We start from the raw sequence: 13,409 nt of genomic DNA on the forward strand, positions 1-13,409 counted from the left end.
TATTACGCTTTCACAAGAAATAGCGGTTGTCCATACTCAACAAGCTGTCCGTTATTAACAAGAATCTCAACAATTTCGCCATCTACATCAGCATCGATTTCGTTAAATAATTTCATAGCCTCAACAATGCATACGATAGAATCTTTCGATACTCTATCCCCTACACTTACATATGGAGGTGTATCAGGCGAAGAAGAAGAATAGAATGTACCTACCATCGGTGATGTAATTTTATGTAGGTTTTCATTTTGAACAGCTTTTTTCTCTTCTTGTTTTGGTACTTCCACTTGCGCTGCCGCTACTGCTGTTTCAACTTCAACAGGCGCCACTGGTTGAACGGCTTGTTTTGCTGCAGGTGCTTGCACCGCAACAACTTCATTACCACGCTTTTTCATTTTGATTGTCGTACCATCTTTTTTGTATTCAAATTCATCAATATTAGAGCTATCAATTAATTTAATTAATTCACGAACTTCTTGAATTTTAAACATGTAAAATCCACTCCCATACTCTTGTTTGTCCCGTTTTTACAGATTCTCGTCATTTAAACTAGATTGACTGTAAAAATACGATGTACTCTATTAGAAAATGCATTTCATTTACTAATAGAAATAGTTACTATTTCCATCTTACGATAAATTTTTTAAACATTCCAATTTATATTTCTTTATAATAAATCGAAACTCCTGTAAAAATATTATTCCAATAAAAATTTATTACCTAGTAATAATACCAAGTTTCACACAAAATTGGCAAGACCACTTACTAAAAAACATTCCTTACTTTTTCAAAATGCTACAGAGTAAACATATAATTACTGCCTCATTATTCACCTCATCTGTAGTCAATAACATATTTTTACCAAATATTATTTTTTTGTTTACACGTCGTTCATCATTCCTTCATATAAGAATAGTATGTTCAAAGTATAGAAAATATATCGTATCGAGGTGTGGACATATGATATGGCTCATTCTCTTCTTACCTGCCGTAATGGTCTGGGCATTCGTTCTCTTCATCCACGTCAAATCCGGAAAAAGTAATCATCGCTACCATGAACCGCTAATCTTTTACTCACAACGTATTTCTCCGTTCCGAGTTGAGCATAGTAAAAACAACTACAAAGACGAAACAGAAAAAAGCTATCGAAAATGATAGCTTTTTTCTATTATTATTTTTATCTAACTATTTTCAAACAATCCGATTCGTAAAAGCTAATAATCCGCGGAGGATTTCCCCGCGGATTATTAGCTTTTATTTTGCTGGTGGATCAAATTTCACACCTACATCTTTTGATCCGCCTTCACTTCTTACGAGTTGTATAATTTTATTCGCTTCTTTTTGTGAATGTTTTGCTGCTTTTACAGTTACTCTAATGTCAGTTCCGTCAGCTCTTACAAGGGCATCTTTATATCCTCCTTGAGACTTAATTACTGTCTCAAGTAATTCTTGTTTCGTTTCCATTGTAGTGATTGCATCAAAATTATCTTTTGCTTTACTCTTTTCTGTTGCTGAAGATTTTGTTGAATTCATCACTTCTTGTAATTTTGCTTTTTGTTCACTTCGCTGATCTTCCATTTGCATACGTAATGCTGTAAAATTTTCATCACTTGATTGAACTGTTACATTAGCATTTTTCTTACTTGTTTCTTTTGTAGCGCTCTCTTTTTTGTCTGTTTCTTTATTTGTTTCTTTATTTGATGTTTCCTTGCTTGTAGTTTCTTTTTTTGGCGTTTCTTTAGGTGCTTCATTTGTTACTGCTTTATCAGTACCTTGTTTTTCTTGTCCAATCTTTTCACCTGTTGCCGGCGATGCTGTATTCATTTTGTCAGGAGTTGTTACGTAATACACTGATAGTACAACAACTAAACTTAACATCGTTAATAACCAAACCGTTTGTTTTTTTAACACTTTATTTCCTCCCTATCAATTTTTCGGTGAAACTGAAACGCGATGGGCTGGTACATCTAGTAGCCGTATTACAGCTTCTTTTACCATCGCTTTAACTTGTATATTATCCACTCCTTTTGCTACGACAAGAACACCTCGTACTTTCGGTTTCTCTGTTCGTAAGACAACGGGAGTTTCTTTATCACCTTCACGTATGATGACAGTCTTTTCATCAAGAGACTCGTCTTCTACTTTCCTCTGACCACCTGTTTTATCTGTTTCACCTGTTGTTTCTGAACGTTTCACTGTATTTTTTTCTAATATTTTTTCTTCTGATGAATCTAAATTCACTTTAATCGTTACATCTTTTACTCCTGACATTTCTTCTAAGGCTGCTTTTAATTCTTGTTCATACGCTTTTTCATACTTTTCTACATTTGACATACTATCGTTATTTTTTTGTCCAAAAGTTGGTACGTCTTTTTCTTGATTTTGAGTTTTTTGTTCTTTAAATACAGGTACTTCTTCTTTTTTACTTGAAAAGAGACTACTAGAAAACATAAGCAAAATTCCAAGTATGAGTAGGACAAGTAAAAACTTAGGTGTTACCTTTTTTCCCTTCTCATTGCTTTCTTTTTCATCCCCATTCAATAAGTTTCGAAAAAATGAGAACCTCGAATTTTTATCTTTATTGTCCATTTACTCTACCTGTCCTCCCTTCCATTTGAACTTGGATTTGTTTATTCTCTAGTTGCCACCTGCTTGAAAAGAAATCTTTCATTTCTACATTCGTTTCTTCTACTTTTTTCGGAGGTTCTTTCGTATTAATTTCAACCGGCTTTACTGTTTCGATTGCATCATTTTTACTAAGTTCTTTTTCTTTCAACGTCACAACAACAGATTGAATATCTTTCGCTGATTTTACTTCCGCTGTACTTTCTACTGCGACTATTTGTATTTCAGAGACTGTCATACCATATTTTTTCTCGAACTCTTTTCCTACTTCTTTTTTCATTTTGGTAGCCATCTCTTCTAAACTATATGCACGTGTTAGAGCTTGTATTTCTTTTTTCTTCGAATCTATTGAATTTTTTACAGATCCTTCTGCTACATACTTCTCTTCATTAAAATTCCCGATTACTTCATTTACATCTGTTTGCAATAGTTTAAAAAGAGGAGTTAAAATTAATACAACTAATAATAGACTTACAACGAATTTAACGTACTTTTGCAAATTAGAATTTGGAAGAATAAGATGAAGCATTGTCGCTAAGAGTAAAAATACGATAATATTTCTAATCCACTCTGTAACAAATTGCATACCCTCCACCTCCTACCGCATCATAAGTGTAATGTTCCCCGCAGCAATAATAATTGTGATACTTAAAAAGAACATAAACGATACGATAGCTAAGCAAGCAAATACATAAATGATGCTCCGTCCAATGATATCTAAACATTGAATAATTGCTCCGCCACCAACTGGCTGTAATACTGCTGCTGCGAACTTATAAATAAACGCGATACAAAAAATTTGAATCGCTGGAAAAGCGACAATTAAACATAAAATGACGAGCCCGATAATTCCGACTGTATTTTTTAATAATCCAGACGCACTAATAACAGTATCAGCCGCCTCTGTAAACATTCTTCCTACTACGGGAATAAAGTTCCCTGTTACAAATTTAGCAGTTTTCACAGCGATCCCATCAGCAACAGCTGTCGCTGTTCCTTGTACAGATAATACCCCTAAAAAAATCGTTAAAAAGATACCGATAATCCCAACGCTAACGTTTTGCAGAAGCTTGGACAATTTCGTAACTTTATATTGATCACTCATCGTACTTACAATACTTAATATCGTTGCAAGTAGTAAAAGTGGTAGAACGATATAATTCATCAAAAGTCCGCTCGTGTTCATTAAGAAGATGATAATCGGATGAAAAAACGATACGGATACAACACCACCCCCAGTTGCTATGAGTGCAAGCAAGATTGGCAATAGCGCTAATATGAAATCTACCATTGTTTGTATCGTTTCTCTTGCATATGTCATAACGACATAAAAACTATTTAAAGCGAAAATAATAAGTACCATATATACAACCGCATCAGCAATTTTACTTACGCTACTCTTTGAAAATGCCGATTGCAGTGATTGCAACAATGCACTAAAAATTGTGAGCATAATGAGCGTTCCAAGTAGCTTCCCATTTGCAACAAGCTCATGAAATAAATACTTTAATAAACCAAGCATCCACTCTTTTATAGAAATCTCTTTTTCTCCCTTTACAAACTCCATAAAGCTACCTTTTTGACTCTCTGGTAAGTAACCCCCATATTTTGTAACAAGCCCGTCCCAAAATTGCTTCACATCTTCAATTCCGAGCTTATCCAATTGTTGATCGACGACGTTTGTTTCTACAGGAGAAGCTTGTACAACAACTGGTAAAGAAAAGAAAAGGAAGCAAGCAAATAGCAGCTTAGCTCCAAACCCCCTCAACATTCACTCCCCCTTATCCCGTCGGTAAAAATCCGAGAATAGTTTCAATTACAACTGTCAATATAGGGATCGCCATAACGAGAATTAAAATTTTTCCAGCCAATTCAATTTTTGAAGCGATTGCCCCCTGCCCTGCATCCTTTGTAATTTGCGCTCCAAACTCAGCGATATAAGCAATCCCAATAATTTTTAGCAACGTTTCTACATATACGTTGCTAACTTTCGCTTCACTCGCTACTCTTTCAATCATTTGTAAAATAGCGTGAATTTGATCGATCAAAAGAAGGAACATCACGCTACCTACGAACACAATAAATAATGACGTAATGCTAGATTTATGTTGATTCAATACAGCTGCTAAAAACGTAGCAACGAGGCCTAATCCGACAATTTGTATAATTTCGATTCGAACCGCCTCCTTTACTGGAAGAGAAAGACACTTTTAATCTTGTCGAATAACGTATTAATTAAAAATGCGACATGAAATAAAATAACGACAAAACCGACGAGGATAACCCAATTTGCAATATCCTCACGCTTTAATTCTTTTAGTACGGTATGAATAAAAGCTAAAACAATGCCGATTCCGGCGATTTGAAATATTAATCCAACATCAATGGACATCGCCTTTCTCCCTCCTATAGCAGTAAAATTACGATAAGTAGCCCCGCTAGTACCCCTAAGCTCTTAATCATTTTTTCATATTGCATTTGTAATGCTTTCGCTTCGCCTTCTTCTCTCTCTAAATGTGTAATACATAAGCGAATATGTTTTTGTTGTGATTCACGATCATGCTGTCCGAGCGTTTCACCAAATTGCTGCAAAATCTCGTACTCAGTTTGTTGAAATGCTGTTAGCTTCCAATTTTCTTTCAAACTATCTATCCAAGCTTCTCTTACTGTTTGTTCTCCGCTTTCTAGCCTTCTAGCGAAACTCTGAAATATCCAATTTAACGGCTTCGGCATTTGTTTCACTAATCGCTCGGCAGCTTCAGACAAAGGTGTATGCCCATACATAATTTCTGCCTCTAATGATTGAAGTGCCGCTTTTAATAATCTAAGTTGCCGCGGCCTCTCGCTATATTTTTTTGCGTATGAAAATCCGAAAAAGGTGCTGACCGCAACGATTAACACTGCACCAAATATTTTTACCATACGCCCTCAGCCTTTCTATGAGGTAATACCGATTTTCCATATTTATCTTTCACTTGCATAACTGTTCCTGGCCCTCTTGCTTTTGACAATTCCACAAACCTATCAAATATGCCGAGCTCCAGCACCGCCTTTAGCGACGGGCGTTTCACAACATCATCATAAGAAAATCCATGTGCACTTATAAAAAGCTGAACCCCTGCGTGCACCGCCTCCATAATTGCCTCACTATCTTCTTTACGTCCGATTTCATCTACAATCAAAATATCTGGACTCATAGAACGGATCATCATCATCATTCCTTCAGCTTTTGGACATGCGTCTAACACATCTACTCTTGTGCCAAAGTCATATTGCGGGATGCCTTTCACACAACCTGCAATTTCTGACCGTTCATCTACAATCCCGACTTTACAAGAAGGAATGTTCGAAGCACTTACACCTTGACTCATGCAGCGTGCTACATCTCTTAAAAGTGTTGTTTTCCCCGTTTGCGGTGGGCCAATTACCATCGTATTTAACCATCGTGACTCATACAAATACGGTAAAAGCGGTTCAGCAATTCCTATTTTTTGACGAGCGATACGAATATTAAAGGAAGAGACATCTCGAATCATTTTCACTGCGCTTTTTTCTGTAATGACCTTTCCAGCTAAGCCGATTCTATGTCCTCCCCGAAGTGTCACATACCCACGTTTTAATTCCTCTTCCATCGTATAAATTGAGAATTGACTTAACTTATTCAATAAGTAAATAGCATCCTCTGCTGTAACGATATAGTCATAAAAAAACACTTCACCATGAGCAATACACTCTAGCGGCCTTCCAATTCGAACACGGATTTCCTCTAGAGCATCGTACTGCTTACAACTTTCCACTAACTGCTTCATCGTTTTCGGTAAAACTTCTAATACTTCTTTCATCAGCTTCTCCCCACTATACCTGGCTTACTTATTTCAACAATGCGATAAAAATGCAGCCAATTCCAAGCGCTAGAAAAAAGAGTTTCAAGAAAGAAATCTCACTTGCCACACTCACTATGCCTATTGTCATTGTTAAAATTAATACAGTCGGTCCAACAAACGCCAACATACCATTTATAAACAATGCTTTCTTCGCATCATTCACATAAAGCATAAGCAAAGCGGCGAATATTTCCGCGCTACCTGAAAACAACCGAAGTAACCCCATTACAAGCACGGATGTTTCCATTGCCGCTAGCCACTGTTTCATTCTCCCACCTTCTCCCATAACGGTTACTAGTGCTGCACTCCAAAAAAGAATATATTTGTACAACCATATGCAGAGGTTGTCTATTTCAGAAGTAAAAACATAATTTTTATCTAAAGCTCGAATTGTAATCTGAATATTCATATTATTATATGGTATATTTAGTTTGAAAGGGGTATAAACCATGCAGCACGTCACTTTATTACCACTAGATTTATGCTATACAAATGTGATTTTCGAGCTATCAAGTGATCCACATATAAAAAATGCATTGGGGATAACGGTAGAAAACATCGAAGACACGAAAGCATTTCTTCTTTTTGCAATAGAAGAAAAACGTCAAAAGAAATCCTTATCGAGAATGATTGTGAATGAAGAGGATGAAATAATTGGCCTCACCACACTTAAACATATTAATAATGAGAAGAAGCAATCTCACATTGGTAGTTGACTTGGCTATCCGTATTGGAAAAAAGGCTATAACGAGGCTGCTAAAAAAAACTTTTTAAAATCGCTTTTTTAGACTTACAACTTACATACGTATTTGCTGGTGCTAAAACGAATAATATCCGCTCGTTAAAAGCATAAGAGAAACTACCCTATATTTCATTGCATGTGGAAGCTAAGTTTCCGAATGAACATGCTGCATTAGAGAAAGAAGTAAAATCACCTTGCGTACTTCATGTCGTATCATGCGAGAATTTTTTACATTGGCTGAACTTATAAATTGAGGGGGGAAAATATGAAGGTATTAAAAATTAGTTTAACCGTTGTAGTAGAATTAGCTCTTATTTATCTTTTTTCATTATTGGTCGGTTGGTCATTTATGGAGGCCTTTTTCCTTGGGAGTTTAGCGATATTCGGGGCAATTTGGCTTATTGCTTTAAATATAAACCAAAATAACAACATTGATCACACTATATAAAACAGGTACGGTAAAACCTTTTCAAATGACATGGGGTCCTTACACAACAGGTGCTGCTAGTCTTACAGCTTTCAGTTTTATAATAACCACTATTTATTATCTGCCCTATTTCCTATAAATAAAAAAGCACTCGTGATTATCACGAGTGCTTTTCTACTATGCACGAGAAACGTATTTACCTTCACCAGTGTTGATGATAAGCATTTCGCCTTCGTTAATGAAGATTGGTACTTGTACAACAAGACCTGTTTCTAATGTAGCTGGTTTTGTTACGTTAGAAGCTGTATCTCCTTTAATACCTGGCTCTGTTTCTGTAACTTGTAATTCAACTGTGTTTGGAAGTTCAACACCAAGTACTTCGCCTTGGTAAGTCATAATAGATACTTCCATGTTTTCTTTTAGGAATTTAAGCTCGCGCTCGATTTGTTTTTCGCCAAGTTCGATTTGCTCATAAGTTCCATTATCCATAAATACGTGAGCCTCACCGCTTGCGTATAAGTATTGCATACGGCGGTTTTCAATGTGTGCTTTTTCTACTTTCTCACCAGCACGGAATGTTTTCTCTTGAACAGAACCTGTGCGAAGGTTACGTAGTTTAGAACGAACGAATGCAGCACCTTTACCTGGCTTTACGTGTTGGAAATCAAGTACTTGCCAAAGGCTATTATCCACTGAAATTGTTAAACCTGTACGAAAATCGTTTACTGAAATCATGTAAAAAAATCCTCCTGTGTATTACAAAATAATAAGTTCTTTTGGTGATTTCGTAATTACTTCATTACCTTCACTTGTTACAATGATATCATCTTCAATACGTACGCCGCCAATACCTGGAATATAAATACCTGGTTCTACTGTTACAGCCATACCTGGTTCAAGTACTGTATCAGAACGGAACGCTAAACCTGGTGCTTCATGGATTTCAAGACCAATTCCATGACCAGTAGAGTGTCCGAAGTATTCACCGTATCCTTTTTCCGTTATGTAATCGCGCGTTAACGCATCCGCTTCACGGCCTGTTAAACCAGCTTTAATACCGTTCACACCACGTAATTGTGCTTCTAAAACGATATTATAAATTTCTTTCAATTTATCAGATGGTTCACCAACTGCGATCGTACGAGTAATATCAGAGCAATACCCTTTGTAATAAGCGCCGAAGTCTAATGTAACGAAATCTCCTGTTTCTATCACTTTTTCAGATGCCACGCCGTGCGGTAATGCCGAACGAAGACCTGAAGCAACGATAATATCAAACGAAGAAGATGTTGCTCCTTGTTTTCTCATGAAAAATTCAAGTTCATTTGACACTTCAATTTCAGATACTCCCGGGCGAATGAATGATAGAATATGTTCAAAGGCAGCATCTGCAATCTGTGCAGCTTCCTTTAATATCTTAATCTCTGAATCAGTCTTTATCAAGCGTAACTTTTCTACAAGCCCAGAAGTTGGGATAAATTCAGCATAGATCGCTTCTTTATGCGCTGAATAAGAACTATATGTAAGAGTATCTTGCTCAAAGCCAAGCTTTTGAATTCCTAGTTCCTTCACTTGCTTTGCAACTTCATCAATGATTAATCCTGCATGCTGTACAATCTCGTATCCAACAGCTTGTTTACTAGCCTGCTCTATGTAACGGAAATCTGTAATAAACTGAGCACGATTTTTCGAAATCAGTACAACACCGGCTGTTCCTGTAAAGTTAGCCATATATCTACGACTATGTTCATTTGTTAACAAAATACCGTCAATACCAGTCTCATCAAATGCACTTCTTAATCTTTCGATTTTCTCCATTACTTTATGCCTCCCTCAATTTCTCCATTAATGCAAATAACGCTAACTTATAGCCATAAAAACCAAATCCAACAATTTGTCCCGCACAAACAGCTGCCGTCACAGATTCGTGACGGAACGACTCACGCTGGTGAATGTTAGAAATATGTACTTCAATAACAGGAATCGAAATGCTCGCAATTGCATCTCGAATCGCATAGCTATAATGCGTAAATGCTCCAGGATTTAAAATGATCCCTTCATATATATCTTCCGCCTCATGAATACGATCGATAATCGCACCTTCATGATTCGATTGGAAACATTCTAACTCCACTCCCATTGTTTCTGCTTCTTGCTTCATATCTGCTTCAAGTGTCGCTAGCGTGCCCTTTCCATATACATTTACCTCCCTGACACCAAGGCGATTTAGGTTAGGACCGTTTACGAGGAGTACCTTTTTCATATGCTTAAAACTCCTTAATATTAAATGTCTATACAACATTTTAACATAGGAGTTACTTATTTGAATAGTTTGTCTTCTCTTCTCCTTCTCGCTCAGCTTTATTTACATTTACTGCGTAGGAAACAGAGTATGCTATAAACACTCCATACAATATAAAGATGCATATTGTCGTGACAATTGTTTCTTTCGGTAAATGGAGTGCACTTTTAATAGCAGGCGCTATTAACCCTACTCCGAAAAATAGTAACGCCCACCAAAATAAACCATAAATCATCCCTGGAAGAATTCCTTCAAACTTTGCCAAAAACGCTTTATATAAAAAGGCAATTAAAATCGAAAGTAGTCCCATACAAACAATTCCTGACACATTGCCCCATACCCCTTCTTTCCAGCTTCCAAAGGCAAATGGTAAAAGTAAATAGTTCGGTCCGGCTTCTGTAAATGAAAATATATGAAGGAAATACCATATTCCTCCCCAAAAGAGTCCACCAAACAAACCAATTTGTACAAAATTCCTTGTTCCTGATTGTTCTTGACTCACATCAACACCTCCGCTCAATAGTATGCCCGAAACTATTTTGAACCATGTTTAAATACTGCGAAATTTGTCTATAAAAAGAATAGGAAATGTCCGACTCCCGTAATATTTTCCCTTGTCATCTACTTGTATTTGTCGATAAAATAAAAGAAACTCGGTGATTGTCTTATTTCAAAATGACAGAACCCAGTATGACAATTGCCTCTTTTTCTACATAAGAGAGAAACAAATACAGGTTGGTGTTAACATGGCAGAAGAGTCAAAACAAATATATGGCGGGCAAGCAGTCATAGAAGGAGTTATGTTTGGCGGTAGAGAATATACTGTTACAGCGGTTCGTCGTAAAGATAAATCGATTGAATTTTATCGATTACCACGCGTTCGTAATAAAGCATTATCTATCCTGAAAAAAATTCCATTTTTACGAGGGATTGCCGCTATTGTGGATGCAAGTGCAAACGGAGCAAAACATTTAAACTTTGCTTCAGAACGATTTGATGTCCACCCAGAAGAAGACGAACAAATTGCAAATAAAAAAGAAGAACAATCGAAATTAACGATGGTATTAGGAGTTGCAGCAGTCGGCGTTTTATCTTTCATATTTGGTAAAGTCATTTTCACAGCAGTTCCTGCACTACTAGCTGAATTAACGAGACCGATTTTCCCCTCTCATACAGGGCAAATCATTGTCGAAAGTGTCATTAAGCTCATGCTATTATTGAGCTATATATACTTTATTTCTTTAACCCCACTTATTAAGCGGGTATTTCAGTACCACGGTGCGGAGCATAAAGTAATCAATGCCTATGAGAATAATCTTTCACTGACTGTAGAAAATGTTCAAAAACAAACGCGCCTTCATTATCGCTGTGGCAGTAGCTTTATTATATTTACAGTCATTATTGGTATGTTTGTTTATTTCCTTGTCCCTACAGATCCACTTTGGGCCAGAGTAGTGAACCGAATTTTATTAATTCCAGTCGTTCTCGGCATTTCTTTTGAAGTGTTACAATTTACAAATCGATTACGCGATATCCCAGTATTGCGCATACTTGGATATCCCGGATTATGGCTGCAACTATTAACAACGAAAGAACCAACAGATGATCAAGTGGAAGTAGCCATTGCATCGTTTGAAGAATTATTACGTTTAGAAAACAAACAATAATTATTTAAAAATGGTGTTCAACTCCTTTCCTCATCGTTAATATACTAATTTTAATATATGTTTTTAGGAGGTGTCCCTTATGAACGGTCGTTCGTTTACATTCGCTATATTTGTGCTTATTATCGGATTAGCAATATTCGGCCTTGTTTCATCAGTTATTACAGATCCAATGGGAGTGTTAAGAAATATTGGTATCATGTTGGCTGTCGTTGGTATCTTTTATTTACTCTACAAAATGTTTACAAACTCTAGTGGTTCTGCAAATTCGCAAAGCTCATATAAGCGTGCCGCGAAACAATCGAACCGCAAACACGGGAAACAAAATGTAGCACCCCTAAGCAATTCTTTCTTGAAACGAAACGCTTCTGATGACAAAGGAAAAAAGGGTAATTCTCCATCGTTGAAACGAAAAAGAAAACAATCTCATTTAACTGTCATTGAAGGTAAAAAAAACAAAAAGAAAGACCGTGCTTCCTTTTAGGAAATACGGTCTTTTTTTATACTTTGAAGCACTTCTTTCAAACTTTTATCTCTCATACTTTCAATTCGAAGGTGATGATTTTCGAACTGTAAATTTCTTGTCACATCATTAGGCACAACAACGCATGTTAACCCTGCTGCAATCGCTGCTTTCAATCCGTTTAACGAGTCTTCAAATACAACTGCTTCAGACGGGTCAATCCCTAAATCTTCTATCGCTACCTGGTAAAGTGCTGGATCCGGTTTTACCTTCACAACATCTTCTCTCGTTTTAATGACTTCAAAATAATCTCGAATTTGTAGCTCTTCCAAAAAAGGAATAATCCATTCTCTAGATGAACTGGAAGCTAATGCGATTTTCAATCCCATCTCTTTCGCTTCTGCTAAATATTCTTTTACCCCGTCACGAGCTTCTGGTATTTTCATTTTCTCTTTATGTAAAGTTTTAACTTTCTCTTTTAATGCATGCCTGTTAAACTTCTCTTTTAATTGCTCATTCAAATATGTATACAGTACATCGTCTGTCGTTCCAATACATTTTGCAAATTCCTCTAAAGGTAACTCTCCGCCGTACTCACGAACAGCCTCTCTGAAAGAGTGAAACCATATTGTTTCTGTGTCCACAATTAATCCATCAAAATCAAAAATAATTGCTTTCATGATTCTCCCATCCTTTTCGATTGAAATAAAAAAGGAAACGCCATACGTTCCCCTTAATTACTTTTCTCTTCATTTGCTTTTTGAACACCGCGAAGTGTTTCCACTCTAACTTCATCTTGTTCAAAGTATTGCACTAAATCACCGATACGGTCAATTGATTCCCAACTTAAATGATGTTCAATTCCTTCTACATCATTATAAATTTTACTTTCATCCACACCAATAATGCGCATAAACTGCTCTAACAATTCATGACGATATACGAGACGTTCTCCGATTTTTTTACCTTTTGATGTTAATACAAGCCCTCTATATTTTTCATAAATTAGATATTCGTCTTTGTCTAATTTTTGTACCATTTTCGTTACAGAGGATGGATGTACACTAAGCGCTTCAGCAATATCAGATACACGGGCATAACCCTTTTCATCAATCAACAAATAAATTTGTTCAATATAATCTTCCATACTAGGGGTAGGCATCGGTTTCCTCCATCCAATTTCATTTTGCTCATTCCGTACGAAGCAATCAATAAAATGATACACCAGAAAGAATAACGTGACAAGTTGAAAACAAGCCTAAATATATAAAATAAAAAAGAATCTGTATTTATATACAGACT

At 36.4% G+C, this 13,409-nt stretch carries 19 protein-coding genes and 2 pseudogenes; 5 read left to right on the top strand and 16 right to left on the bottom strand.

Translation table 11 applies throughout. The features are described 5' to 3' along the window. Window positions 1–2 precede the first annotated feature (2 nt). Window positions 3–491, bottom strand: coding sequence for an acetyl-CoA carboxylase biotin carboxyl carrier protein (accB, locus tag DN390_RS11515; protein ID WP_060632232.1), 489 nt, complete (start codon window positions 489–491; stop codon window positions 3–5). Window positions 492–960: 469 nt separating this feature from the next. On the opposite strand from accB, the gene DN390_RS11520 reads away from it, so the two are divergent. Beyond that, window positions 961–1,155, top strand: coding sequence for a hypothetical protein (locus DN390_RS11520; protein WP_033678013.1), 195 nt, complete (start codon window positions 961–963; stop codon window positions 1,153–1,155). 99 nt (window positions 1,156–1,254) lie between these two features. Here DN390_RS11520 and DN390_RS11525 read toward each other — a convergent pair whose 3' ends face one another. From DN390_RS11525 to DN390_RS11565, 9 genes are read right to left on the bottom strand one after another with little or no spacing between them, the layout of a single operon-like run. Further along, window positions 1,255–1,911, bottom strand: a complete 657-nt coding sequence (locus DN390_RS11525; protein ID WP_147807370.1) for a SpoIIIAH-like family protein — start codon at window positions 1,909–1,911, stop codon at window positions 1,255–1,257. A gap of 15 nt (window positions 1,912–1,926) precedes the next feature. Continuing rightward, entirely contained in the window at window positions 1,927–2,589 is a 663-nt protein-coding gene (gene spoIIIAG / locus DN390_RS11530; protein WP_060632234.1) for a stage III sporulation protein AG, read from the bottom strand. Beyond that, window positions 2,579–3,211, bottom strand: coding sequence for a stage III sporulation protein AF (gene spoIIIAF, locus DN390_RS11535; RefSeq protein ID WP_097950596.1), 633 nt, complete (start codon window positions 3,209–3,211; stop codon window positions 2,579–2,581). Before spoIIIAF ends, spoIIIAG begins: the two co-directional genes overlap by 11 nt. A gap of 12 nt (window positions 3,212–3,223) precedes the next feature. Beyond that, a complete protein-coding gene (gene spoIIIAE, locus DN390_RS11540; RefSeq protein ID WP_000943695.1) occupies window positions 3,224–4,396 on the bottom strand; it encodes a stage III sporulation protein AE in 1,173 nt (390 codons plus the stop codon). 10 nt (window positions 4,397–4,406) lie between these two features. Then, complete coding sequence (spoIIIAD, locus tag DN390_RS11545) at window positions 4,407–4,790, bottom strand: stage III sporulation protein AD (RefSeq protein ID WP_077317075.1); 384 nt, start codon at window positions 4,788–4,790, stop codon at window positions 4,407–4,409. A gap of 23 nt (window positions 4,791–4,813) precedes the next feature. Then, window positions 4,814–5,017 (bottom strand): stage III sporulation protein AC, encoded by a 204-nt coding sequence (gene spoIIIAC / locus DN390_RS11550; RefSeq protein WP_000020914.1) that lies wholly within the window; start codon window positions 5,015–5,017, stop codon window positions 4,814–4,816. Between the two features lie 14 nt (window positions 5,018–5,031). Continuing rightward, window positions 5,032–5,547: a stage III sporulation protein SpoIIIAB gene (spoIIIAB, locus tag DN390_RS11555; protein WP_073516470.1), complete on the bottom strand. Its 516-nt coding sequence runs from the start codon at window positions 5,545–5,547 to the stop codon at window positions 5,032–5,034. Beyond that, window positions 5,541–6,467, bottom strand: a complete 927-nt coding sequence (gene spoIIIAA / locus DN390_RS11560; protein WP_147807371.1) for a stage III sporulation protein AA — start codon at window positions 6,465–6,467, stop codon at window positions 5,541–5,543. Before spoIIIAA ends, spoIIIAB begins: the two co-directional genes overlap by 7 nt. A gap of 28 nt (window positions 6,468–6,495) precedes the next feature. Continuing rightward, window positions 6,496–6,777 (bottom strand): YqhV family protein, encoded by a 282-nt coding sequence (locus DN390_RS11565; RefSeq protein WP_147807372.1) that lies wholly within the window; start codon window positions 6,775–6,777, stop codon window positions 6,496–6,498. A 181-nt stretch (window positions 6,778–6,958) separates the two neighbouring features. Between DN390_RS11565 and DN390_RS11570 the strand changes: the two are divergent. Together DN390_RS11570 and DN390_RS11575 are read left to right on the top strand one after the other, a co-directional pair. Next, a pseudogene (locus tag DN390_RS11570) lies at window positions 6,959–7,500 on the top strand (GNAT family N-acetyltransferase). 16 nt (window positions 7,501–7,516) lie between these two features. Beyond that, window positions 7,517–7,817: pseudogene (locus DN390_RS11575) on the top strand (hypothetical protein). A 38-nt stretch (window positions 7,818–7,855) separates the two neighbouring features. Here DN390_RS11575 and efp read toward each other — a convergent pair. Genes efp through DN390_RS11595 form a run of 4 tightly spaced genes read right to left on the bottom strand, consistent with a single transcriptional unit; the run spans window position 7,856 to window position 10,482 of the window. After that, window positions 7,856–8,413 carry an elongation factor P gene (gene efp, locus DN390_RS11580; RefSeq protein WP_000626522.1) on the bottom strand — a complete coding sequence of 186 codons (558 nt, stop codon included), beginning with the start codon at window positions 8,411–8,413 and terminating at the stop codon, window positions 7,856–7,858. A gap of 21 nt (window positions 8,414–8,434) precedes the next feature. Next, on the bottom strand, window positions 8,435–9,496 hold the full coding sequence (gene pepQ, locus DN390_RS11585) for a Xaa-Pro dipeptidase (protein ID WP_147807373.1): 1,062 nt from the start codon (window positions 9,494–9,496) through the stop codon (window positions 8,435–8,437). 4 nt (window positions 9,497–9,500) lie between these two features. Beyond that, window positions 9,501–9,941, bottom strand: a complete 441-nt coding sequence (aroQ, locus tag DN390_RS11590; protein WP_000757087.1) for a type II 3-dehydroquinate dehydratase — start codon at window positions 9,939–9,941, stop codon at window positions 9,501–9,503. 52 nt (window positions 9,942–9,993) lie between these two features. Next, window positions 9,994–10,482, bottom strand: coding sequence for a YqhR family membrane protein (locus DN390_RS11595; RefSeq protein WP_147807374.1), 489 nt, complete (start codon window positions 10,480–10,482; stop codon window positions 9,994–9,996). Window positions 10,483–10,726: 244 nt separating this feature from the next. On the opposite strand from DN390_RS11595, the gene DN390_RS11600 reads away from it, so the two are divergent. Beyond that, a complete protein-coding gene (locus DN390_RS11600; RefSeq protein ID WP_000807112.1) occupies window positions 10,727–11,647 on the top strand; it encodes a DUF1385 domain-containing protein in 921 nt (306 codons plus the stop codon). 79 nt (window positions 11,648–11,726) lie between these two features. Beyond that, window positions 11,727–12,128, top strand: coding sequence for an SA1362 family protein (locus DN390_RS11605; protein WP_063222984.1), 402 nt, complete (start codon window positions 11,727–11,729; stop codon window positions 12,126–12,128). Here the strand turns inward: DN390_RS11605 and DN390_RS11610 are convergent. Next, window positions 12,125–12,787, bottom strand: a complete 663-nt coding sequence (locus DN390_RS11610) for an HAD family hydrolase (protein WP_147807375.1) — start codon at window positions 12,785–12,787, stop codon at window positions 12,125–12,127. The genes DN390_RS11605 and DN390_RS11610 overlap by 4 nt on opposite strands. Before the next feature lie 53 nt (window positions 12,788–12,840). Continuing rightward, complete coding sequence (mntR, locus tag DN390_RS11615) at window positions 12,841–13,269, bottom strand: transcriptional regulator MntR (protein WP_001143080.1); 429 nt, start codon at window positions 13,267–13,269, stop codon at window positions 12,841–12,843. Between the last annotated feature and the right edge of the window lie 140 nt (window positions 13,270–13,409).

Origin of the sequence: Bacillus sp. SH7-1, from assembly GCF_008042405.1 — a bacterium.
Lineage (GTDB): Bacteria > Bacillota > Bacilli > Bacillales > Bacillaceae_G > Bacillus_A > Bacillus_A thuringiensis_N.

Coding starts and splice junctions, on each gene's coding strand:
- accB (WP_060632232.1), bottom strand. CDS start 491: ATGTTTAAAATTCAAGAAGTTCGTGAATTAATTAAATTAATTGATAGC.
- DN390_RS11520 (WP_033678013.1), top strand. CDS start 961: ATGATATGGCTCATTCTCTTCTTACCTGCCGTAATGGTCTGGGCATTC.
- spoIIIAG (WP_060632234.1), bottom strand. CDS start 2,589: ATGGACAATAAAGATAAAAATTCGAGGTTCTCATTTTTTCGAAACTTA.
- spoIIIAF (WP_097950596.1), bottom strand. CDS start 3,211: ATGCAATTTGTTACAGAGTGGATTAGAAATATTATCGTATTTTTACTC.
- spoIIIAE (WP_000943695.1), bottom strand. CDS start 4,396: ATGTTGAGGGGGTTTGGAGCTAAGCTGCTATTTGCTTGCTTCCTTTTC.
- spoIIIAC (WP_000020914.1), bottom strand. CDS start 5,017: ATGTCCATTGATGTTGGATTAATATTTCAAATCGCCGGAATCGGCATT.
- spoIIIAB (WP_073516470.1), bottom strand. CDS start 5,547: ATGGTAAAAATATTTGGTGCAGTGTTAATCGTTGCGGTCAGCACCTTT.
- spoIIIAA (WP_147807371.1), bottom strand. CDS start 6,467: ATGAAAGAAGTATTAGAAGTTTTACCGAAAACGATGAAGCAGTTAGTG.
- DN390_RS11565 (WP_147807372.1), bottom strand. CDS start 6,777: ATGAAACAGTGGCTAGCGGCAATGGAAACATCCGTGCTTGTAATGGGG.
- efp (WP_000626522.1), bottom strand. CDS start 8,413: ATGATTTCAGTAAACGATTTTCGTACAGGTTTAACAATTTCAGTGGAT.
- pepQ (WP_147807373.1), bottom strand. CDS start 9,496: ATGGAGAAAATCGAAAGATTAAGAAGTGCATTTGATGAGACTGGTATT.
- aroQ (WP_000757087.1), bottom strand. CDS start 9,941: ATGAAAAAGGTACTCCTCGTAAACGGTCCTAACCTAAATCGCCTTGGT.
- DN390_RS11600 (WP_000807112.1), top strand. CDS start 10,727: ATGGCAGAAGAGTCAAAACAAATATATGGCGGGCAAGCAGTCATAGAA.
- DN390_RS11605 (WP_063222984.1), top strand. CDS start 11,727: ATGAACGGTCGTTCGTTTACATTCGCTATATTTGTGCTTATTATCGGA.
- DN390_RS11610 (WP_147807375.1), bottom strand. CDS start 12,787: ATGAAAGCAATTATTTTTGATTTTGATGGATTAATTGTGGACACAGAA.
- mntR (WP_001143080.1), bottom strand. CDS start 13,269: ATGCCTACCCCTAGTATGGAAGATTATATTGAACAAATTTATTTGTTG.